This window comes from Streptomyces phaeochromogenes (genome assembly GCF_001418655.1).
Taxonomy (GTDB): domain Bacteria; phylum Actinomycetota; class Actinomycetes; order Streptomycetales; family Streptomycetaceae; genus Streptomyces; species Streptomyces phaeochromogenes.
Map to the genome: position 1 here is coordinate 1 of NZ_LIQZ01000439.1, position 9,043 is coordinate 9,043.

The following is a 9,043-nucleotide window of genomic DNA, read 5'->3' on the forward strand; positions in this document are numbered from 1 at the left end:
TGACAGGCGTCCCGGCCACCCTCCTCCTCCCCCGCGCACAGCATGGAAGCGGCCACGTACGTTCCGTCCACGCTCCCCGGATAGGCCTCCTCGCAGAGCGCGTCGGACAGCACCTTCACGCGCGCGGCCCGCAGAGTGGTCGCGTAGTCGCCGCTCCCCGTGGTGTCGCCCCAGCCGTAGACCACGGCCCCTGGGCCTGGCTTGTACGCGGCGTCACCGGCGCCCGCCATGGGGATGACCGCGCTCGCGGCGAGGGGCTCCGCGAGAGTGAGTACGGCGAAGTCTCCGGCGTTCGTGTAGCTGTCGTAGCGCGGGTTGATCCAGGTGTCGCGCACGGCGATCTCCCTGCCCTCGGCCGACAGCAGATTCCCGCGGCCCGCGATCACCTTCAGATCACGCACCTGCCGCGGAGGTGCGCCCAGCACCTCCTTGCTCAGACAGTGGGCCGCGGTCAGCACCGTCGAGCGGCCTATCACCACACCCCCGCAGAACTGTCCGGCACGCGTACCCCCGAACCGGTCACGGCTGGACACGGCGACCGTCCAGGGGCTCTCGGAGATCTCGACCGGGTAGCCGCCGATGATGACATCGGCCGTCGCGGGTGCCGGACAGGCCAACGGTATGACGGCCACCGTGGCCGCTACGGCCAGCGCTCGGGCAAAGGGACGAGGCATGCGCGCTCCTCACTCTGGGGTTGTCATGAGACACCCAGCGTGATCCAGATGGCGGCACTCCGCACTCCGCACAGACCGAGGGCCCGGCTCCCTGAGCAGGAAACCGGGCCCTCGATGACGTACGGCCGAGACCTAGTCGAGGTAGTCGCGCAGCACCTGCGAGCGCGACGGGTGACGCAGCTTCGACATCGTCTTGGACTCGATCTGGCGGATGCGCTCGCGCGTCACGCCGTACACCTTGCCGATCTCGTCGAGGGTCTTCGGCTGACCGTCGGTGAGACCGAAGCGCATCGAGACGACGCCCGCCTCACGCTCGGACAGGGTGTCCAGGACGGAGTGCAGCTGCTCCTGGAGGAGCGTGAAACTGACCGCGTCGGCCGGGACGACCGCCTCGGAGTCCTCGATGAGGTCACCGAACTCGCTGTCGCCGTCCTCACCCAGGGGGGTGTGGAGGGAGATCGGCTCACGGCCGTACTTCTGGACCTCGATGACCTTCTCGGGGGTCATGTCGAGTTCCTTGGCCAGCTCCTCCGGGGTGGGCTCGCGGCCCAGGTCCTGGAGCATCTGGCGCTGCACGCGCGCGAGCTTGTTGATGACCTCGACCATGTGCACCGGGATGCGGATGGTGCGGGCCTGGTCGGCCATGGCGCGGGTGATCGCCTGACGGATCCACCACGTGGCATACGTCGAGAACTTGTAGCCCTTGGTGTAGTCAAACTTTTCCACCGCGCGGATCAGACCGAGGTTGCCCTCCTGGATGAGGTCCAGGAAGAGCATGCCGCGGCCGGTGTAACGCTTGGCCAGGGAGACCACCAGACGGAGGTTGGCCTCCAGGAGGTGGTTCTTGGCGCGGCGGCCGTCCTCGGCGATGATCTCCAGCTCGCGCTTGAGCTTGGGGGCGAGCTTGTCGGCGTTGGCCAGCTTGTCCTCGGCGAACAGACCGGCCTCGATGCGCTTGGCGAGCTCGACCTCCTGCTCCGCGTTGAGCAGCGGGACCTTGCCGATCTGCTTGAGGTAGTCCTTGACGGGGTCGGCCGTGGCACCGGCCGCGGCGACCTGCTGCGCGGGCGCGTCGTCCTCGTCCTCGTCGGACAGGACGAAGCCCTGGGCGCCGTCCTCGGCGGGCTCGTCGCCGGTCTTGGCCGCGCCCGGGGTCTCCTCGGCCGCCTCGTCGTCGACGACCTCGGCGTCGTCCTTCTTGGCGGTGGTCTTCTTCGCCGTCGCCTTCTTCGCGACGGTCTTCTTCGCTACGGCCTTCTTGGCCGTCGCCTTCTTGGCAGCGGCCTTCTTCTCGGCTGCGTCCTCGGCGGGAGCGTCTGCGGCAGGCATCGCCGGGGCGGCGGCGGCGGTGGCCTTCTTGGCCGTCACCGTCTTCGCCGCGACGGTCTTGGTGGCGGTGCGCTTGGCCGGACTCTTCGCTGCGACGCTCTTTCGGGTGCGCTTGGGCTCCGCGGCACTGACCATCAGCGTCACACCCTCTTCCTCGAGGATCTGGTTGAGGCTGCGCAGTACGTTCTTCCACTGAGTGGCCGGAATCTGGTCAGCTTCGAAGGCCCGACGCACGTCATCGCCGGCGATCTGCCCCTCAGCCTTTCCCCGCTCGATGAGCGCCATGACAGAGACGGACTCGGCGATCTCCGGCGGGAGCGTACGGGATGTGCTGGCCGACACGAACAACCTCTCGGAACGTTGGAAAACGGCTTCCGGCCCCGTCCGGTACGGACAGGAGCCGACGACCGCCGACTTGGGGATGGGCCGACGGCGCGGGCGAGGGCCGGGAAGAGTCACAGCGCCTTGAACGGCGTCTGTATTCCCTACTCGGCTGTCACCTCTTAGGTCATCGCGCTGCCCCGTGGAGCGTTACGCCCAATCTGCGTGGCCCGAGTCACACCCCGTAAGTGCTCAAAAGCTCCCAGATGCGGTCAGAGGTGGTCAGCCGATGACCTCAGTACCCCATCACACCGCCGGACCCCGCCGGATTCCAGAAGCATCCAGGGGGTCCGGCGGCAGATGGTTCGCCGGCCAAGCGATGCCACACGGGCACCCGCCACCGACCGCGCCGCCCTCGGTGCGCGGTCAGTGCTCGCGCGGCGCGGGCACGACGCGCTCCACCTCGGGGTGGACGGTGAGCAGTTGGCGCATGGCCGTCTCGGCACCCGATCCGTCGCCGGCGGCGAGGGCATCGACGATGCGGGCGTGGTGCCCGAGGGACGCCTCGGTCGGCCGGTCGCAGCCCGTGACCGGGTTGCCGGACACCTGGAGCGCGGCGGACACGATCCCGGAGAGGTGCTCCAGCATGCGGTTGCCGGAGACCTGGATGAGCAGGGAGTGGAACTCCGCGTCGGCGCGCGAGAAGGTGAGGGCGTCACCCTGCGCCATGGAGTGGCCCATGATCTCGACCATGTCGGCGAGCCGCTGCTGCACCTCCTCCCGGCCGTGGCCGGCGGCGAGGCGGGCGGCGAGCGGTTCGATCGTCCAGCGCAGCTCGCTCAGCTCGCGGCGCTGGTCGTCGCGCTGCGGCCCGAAGGCCCGCCACTCGATGATGTCCGGGTCGAGGAGGTTCCAGTCACTGACCGGGCGTACGCGCGTGCCGACATTGGGGCGGGCGCTGACCAGGCCCTTCGCCTCAAGAACGCGGAGCGACTCACGGACGACGGTACGGGAGACCTCGAATCGCTGGCCGATCTCCTCGGGCACCAGCGGGCGGTCCGCGCCCAGGTCGCCGGAGACGATCATCTGCCCCAGTTGCTGGACCAGTTGGCCATGCAGGCCGCGTCCGCGGCTGCCGGCGGCACGTCGGCCCATGCGGCCCAGCTCCGGGTCCGTGCTGTCCCACACGGAGGCGCTGACGCGGTCTGCACCGGGGACCTCCCCGTAGGGGTAGCGGTCGAGTTCGCCCGGGCCGGCGAGGCCGGAGTCTGCGGAACGGGCGGCGGTCATCATGGTGTGCGCAAGGGTACTCACGGATCCTTTGTCGGCTCCGTCTCCAACTCCCTTGAGGTCTTTGGTGAAAAGCACACGAAAGGGTGATCGCTCACCCCGTCGCAATTGACGCCTTATCGGAAAGAAATGGGCGTTCTGCGCGGAGTTGCGCACACGAAGGGAACGCATGTGCACGGGCCGCCGTCATCGGACCCTGCTCCGTAGGGTGGTGAGCAGGTATGCGCAGAGCAGGGCACTGATCGACAACATCAGTGCGCCGCCGACGGGTTGGGCGATCACTCGCGCCACAGCAGCCACATAGCGCTCGCCTCCGAACGGCCACTGCACCAGCACGAGCTCGCGCAGCCGGGTCGAGAACCCGGCGGCGGTCCGCACGGACGGTCCCTCCAGGACCTTCTGTACGAGCGGTACGACGAGGACCGGTACGGCCAGTACCGCCGCGAGTCCGGCGGTCGTCGACCGGAAGATACCGGCCGCCAGGACGCCCGCCCAGGCGCAGCCCACCACGAGACCGATCCAACTCACGCCCAGCGAAAGCCAGTCCTCGGGAACTCCGGCGAGCTCCCGTCCGTAGACGAGGTAGAGCAGTTCGGCGTCCACGCCCACCGCGAGGAGGGCCAGCAGCAGCGCGGTGGCGGCGGCGACGAGGAGTTTGGCGGCGAGCAGTCCCAGGCGGCGGGGGACGGTCCCGCGATCGGCGGCCAGGGCGGGATGACGGAACTCGTCGCCGAACGCGATGGCACCGAGGAGCCCCGCGCCGAGCGCCGCGGGCGGCAGAGGAAAATCCCGTGGCCACGCGGCGAGCAGACGCGACTGCGGGGTGTGCCCCGCTCTGGCCAGGAGTACGGAGATCAGGGCGGAGGCGACGAGCACGGCGACCGCGGTGAGGTAGCCGGTGGCGACCCCGGCGGCACGGCGCAGTTCGTAGCGCAGCGGCCGCAAGGGGCTGGAGCCCGGCCTGGCGGTGATGGGCGGCGGGAGGGGAGACAGCTCGTTCGCGCCTTCCGCCGTCGCGGGGCGCGCGGGCTGCTCGGCCTCCTGGGAGTCACTCGCCGGGCGCCGCGCGGGGACGGGCCCCATGTCACCGATCTCGTCCGCGAGTTGATGTACGAGGATGCTGTGACGGTAGGCGGTTTCGCCGATGCCGGCGCACGTGCTGCCGTACACGGAGAGGCGGTTGCCGTCCTCCCGTACGACCTCCACGGAGCGTCGAGCGGTGCGGGCCTCCTTGGTGAGCAGCGCGCCGAGCCGGGCGGCGTGCGGGCTGCGGACGGCGACGCGGGGCCGGAGACGGGTGCGGGCGAAGTCGGTGACGTCCTGGTCGGCGACGAGCCTGCCCTCCTCCAGCGTGACGACACGGTCGGCGGTCCGCGCGGCCTCCTTCGGGTCGCCCGTGGCGAACAGCACAGTGCCGCCCCCGGCGGCGTGGGCCCGCAGAATCCCGTGCAGCCAGCGGCCCTCGCGGACCGAGAGCCCGTCGGCGGCGTCGTCGAGCACGAGCGTGTGCGGGTCGGACAGCAGCGCGCAGGCCAGACCGAGGCGGCGGTCCATGCCGCGCGAGAGCGTGCTCAGACGTTGGTCGCGCAGGCTGACCAGACCCACCACTTCGAGGACGTCGTCGGCACGCCTGGCCGGCACGCCTGCCGCGGCGCACAGCATGCGGAGTTGACCGCGGACCGTACGTGCCGGGTGGCCGGGGACCTCTCCGAGGAGCACGCCGACCTCGCGCGAGGGATGGGCGATGCGATGCAGCGGGCGGCCTCTGAAGTAGGTGATTCCGCGGCCCTGTTGGAGTTCGAGCATGAGCCTGAGCGCCGTCGTCTTGCCCGCGCCCGGGGCTCCGAGGAGCGCCGTGACGCGGCCCGCGGGCACCTCGAAGGAGACGTCGTCGACGGCGGGGGGAAGCTCCTTGCGGGCGTTGCTGGTCAGTCCGATGGCCTGGATCACCCGAAGCAAGATAGCGCGATATGTACAGTTTTCCGGGCATCTTGGACTCGCTGGACGGCACGCCCCGTGCCAGTCCGACCACTTGGCCCGACGGCGAATCTCGGGGTTGCCACCTCAGGTCTCTGCACAGGTTTCGGGGCAGGGTGGGCCTCAGCCCGAGTGTCGAGGCCGCACCCGTCCCGGCACGGTTCCGTCCGGCACCGCTCCAGGAGCGGCGTCAGACCTCGGGACGGAGCATCGGCGGGTTGAGCAGCGTGGCGCCGCCCGCGCGGAACAGCTGGGCCGGACGGCCTCCCTGGCGGGTCGTCGTGCCGCCCGTGGGGACGAGGAATCCCGGCGTGCCGGTCACCTTGCGGTGGAAGTTGCGGGGGTCGAGCGCCACGCCCCACACCGCCTCGTACACCCGGCGCAGTTCACCGACCGTGAACTCCGTCGGGCAGAAGGCAGTAGCCAGCGACGAGTACTCGATCTTCGAGCGGGCGCGCTCCACACCGTCCGACACGATCTGCGCGTGGTCGAAGGCCAGCGGCGCGGCCTGTTCGCCGTCGCGGCCGTAGCCGCCCCGCTGAAGCAGTTCCTCGACGGGGGCCCAGCGCGCGCTGTTGGCGTCTCCGCCGGCCCTGGGCGCGGGCAGATCGGGAGCGAGGGCGAGATGGGCGACGCTGACGACCCTCATCCGTGGGTCGCGCTTCGGGTCTCCGTAGGTCGCGAGCTGCTCCAGGTGCGCGCCATTGGCCTGCGCGGGGGCGGCCGGGTCATGGGCACATAGCCCGGTCTCCTCGCCCAGTTCCCGCGCCGCCGCCTGCGCCAGGTCCTCGTCCGGCCGTACGAAGCCACCGGGCAGCGCCCACCGCCCCTGAAAGGGCGGCTCACCCCTCCGTACCGCCAGCGCGCACAGGGCATGGCGACGCACGGTCAGCACGACCAGGTCAACGGTGACGGCAAACGGCGGGAAGGCTGACGGGTCGTAGGGCATGTCGAGATCATAGTCGTCTGCCTGACGATAAACACTCCCTTCGTCGGTCGCTTCAGTGGCTGATCCACTGCTCTCCGGTACGAGCGCCGGGGGACCCCGCCGACCCGCCTCTCGTCGGCTTCCGCCCGCTCACACTCCCAGCTGGAGCCCGTCGGCAGCCTCCTCGACCATGGCGAGGCCGAGCCGGCTGACACGTACGGAGAACGGGGCGCCCGCGACGCGCAGGCCGGTCAGCCCGATCTCACCCAGGGGCGCGCCACGGACCGGCCGCAGTGTCACCGTTCCCGCAGGGGCGTCCGGACGGATTCCGGCGAGGGTGGTGAGCAGAAGGATCCCGGCTGCCGCGGCCGTGGCCGCAGGCCGACAGGCCGCCGGATGCGGCAGCGGCACGCCGCCTACCGTGCGCTGCTCCCCCGCGTACATCTCCGGCAGCCGGTGCCCGAAAGCCTCCGCCGCAGACAGCACGCCCCGCAGCAGTGAACTCGCCTCCTTTTCGTAGCCCGCGGCGGCCAGTCCCGCGACGGCGACGGCCGTCTCGTGGACCCGCACGGCGCCGCCTCGATGCCCGAACGGGTTGTACGCCGCCTCCTTCGCGCCGAGGCTGCGCAGTCCCCAGCCCGAGTCCATGGCGGGCCCGCCGAGCAGCCGCGCCAGCTGTTCCGTCTGCACCTTGTCGAGCAGCCCCTGGGCCGGGGCGCCCACACCGAGCAGCCCGGTGTCGAGGAGGTGCGCACTGGCCGCGCCGAGGTGCGGCACGATCCGCCCGTCCGGCAGGCGGGCCGCGGCCGGTCTGCCGCCTCCCCTGTCCTCGATCCAGAAGTCCTCCTGGAAGGCGGCCCTCATTCCGCGAGCCCACCCCCGCAACTCGGAGCCGCCTCCCCTGCCGTAGGCGTCGAGGAGATCGGCGCCCAGCAGCGCGGCCCGGTGGGCGTGCGCCTGGGTTTCGCAGCGCCATGGTCCGCCGGGGTGCGGGTCGGACAGATACGTGCCGTCGCCGACCGCCGTCCGCAGCCACTGCAGGCAGCGCTCAGCCACGGGGAGCAGTTCCTCGGTCTCCTGTTCGGGGAGCCCCCAGCGCCTGGCTTCCGCGAGAACGACGGGGAACAGCAGGGTCGCCTCTTCGCCCGTGCAGCTCGGTGGCAGATGCGTACCGGCGTGCCGCCGCGGCCCGGGGATCAGTCCGGATCGCGGCCCCGCGCCCACCAGTTGGGTGCGTGCAAGGGTGCGTAGGGTGCCTGCGGCGAGCCGGGTGCCCAGCGGCAGGGTCATCCGCGCCGCCGCCAGTGCGTCGGCCGGTGCCATGCCGCAACGCCAGGGCGCACCGGCCGCGAGGTGGTTGTCGTACGGATGCTCCGGGTCACGCAGCAACAGGGCCTGGAGGTCCTCGATGCTCGTGCGCAGGAGCGCCTCGGCCCTTGGGTCGTCGCTCACGGCCCGTGCCTGGGCAAGCGGGCTCGTGGCAGCGCGCGCGACGGCCCGGATGGGACCCGCGCCCGTCGGCCGTACCCTCAGCTCGACGCTTCGGGTGTCCCCTGGCGGCAGTTCGAGCTCCCATCGGAGCAGCCCGGCGGAGGCCAGCGCATCCGAGGGCGGCGGGTTGGCCGTGACGACGGAGTGCCCGGTGGCGCAGGACCACCGCATGCCCGAGTCGTGAACGCTGGCAGGCAGGTCGGGACCGGCCCGCCCGGAGGCGACCGCGCCCAGTTCCGCCAGGTCCGTGCCGAGTGACACCTCGACGGGCAGGCGCAGATGGCGGTGGGCCGCGCTGCGCAGAGTGATCCGCTCCGTGCCGTCCGCGTATCGCGTCCGTTCGACGATGACGTCCGGGTCGGGGCCGCCGTCGTTGGACAGGCTCAGCGTCGCCACGAATCGGGCCTGGTCGGCCGCGATCATCCGGGCCTGGATCGCGAGGGGCTCCCGCCCCGCGACGCGCAGCCGGCATCGGGAGAGCATGCGCCGGCCCGCGCGGTAGAAGCCCTCCAGCCCTTGTCCGGTCAGCTGGCCGTGCTCCGTGGAGATCGCGAGCCCGGGCAGCGCGACGCAGATCAGCGCGTTGTGCGCGGGAGGCAGATTCGCCGTCGCGTGCGGCAGGGACAGAGGGGTCTTCGGAGTTGTGGCACTGCCGGGGGTTATGGGGAGCTGTGCGGGCCTGCGGAGCAGAGGGTGCTTGTCGTACTGAGTGGAGGACTGGGTGGGCAGGGGCATGGGGCGGCTTCTTCTGTGCTCCGTGCGCTGAGTACGCACTCAGCTGCGTGTGGGGGGCTCCGGAAGGGCGGGTTCGATGCGATGGCACGGCCCGGCCGCGGGCTGCGCCACTCAGGTGAACGGGGCGGGCCTGTCCCGGGTCACGCCCCGGTTCAGGGAAGCCGACCGATTGGCGGTGAGCCGGGGGCTCCGGGGTGGGGTGGGGGCTGCTCCCCGGAGCGGCAGGGGTGTGGGCGGGCGTGGGCGTGCGCGGGTTGCCCAGACGTCCCGCTTGGGCTCGTGCGGCCGGGAGCCGGGG

The 9,043-nt window shown here is 71.4% G+C and carries 6 protein-coding genes; all 6 read right to left on the reverse strand.

Features of this window, described 5'->3' with window-relative positions:
- On the reverse strand, positions 1-674 hold a 674-nt coding region (locus AOK17_RS42095; RefSeq protein WP_055617933.1), incomplete at its 3' end, for a S1 family peptidase.
- 132 nt (positions 675-806) lie between these two features.
- Complete coding sequence (locus AOK17_RS42100; protein ID WP_055617937.1) at positions 807-2,345, reverse strand: RNA polymerase sigma factor; 1,539 nt, start codon at positions 2,343-2,345, stop codon at positions 807-809.
- A gap of 405 nt (positions 2,346-2,750) precedes the next feature.
- A complete protein-coding gene (locus AOK17_RS42105; protein ID WP_206190929.1) occupies positions 2,751-3,638 on the reverse strand; it encodes a FadR/GntR family transcriptional regulator in 888 nt (295 codons plus the stop codon).
- A 162-nt stretch (positions 3,639-3,800) separates the two neighbouring features.
- The gene (locus tag AOK17_RS42110) at positions 3,801-5,564 is read right to left on the reverse strand and encodes an ABC transporter ATP-binding protein (protein WP_055617935.1); all 1,764 of its coding nucleotides are present in this window, start codon (positions 5,562-5,564) and stop codon (positions 3,801-3,803) included.
- A 217-nt stretch (positions 5,565-5,781) separates the two neighbouring features.
- The gene (locus AOK17_RS42115) at positions 5,782-6,540 is read right to left on the reverse strand and encodes an NUDIX hydrolase (RefSeq protein ID WP_055617936.1); all 759 of its coding nucleotides are present in this window, start codon (positions 6,538-6,540) and stop codon (positions 5,782-5,784) included.
- A gap of 129 nt (positions 6,541-6,669) precedes the next feature.
- Positions 6,670-8,745 carry a glycogen debranching N-terminal domain-containing protein gene (locus tag AOK17_RS42120; RefSeq protein WP_079053593.1) on the reverse strand — a complete coding sequence of 692 codons (2,076 nt, stop codon included), beginning with the start codon at positions 8,743-8,745 and terminating at the stop codon, positions 6,670-6,672.
- Between the last annotated feature and the right edge of the window lie 298 nt (positions 8,746-9,043).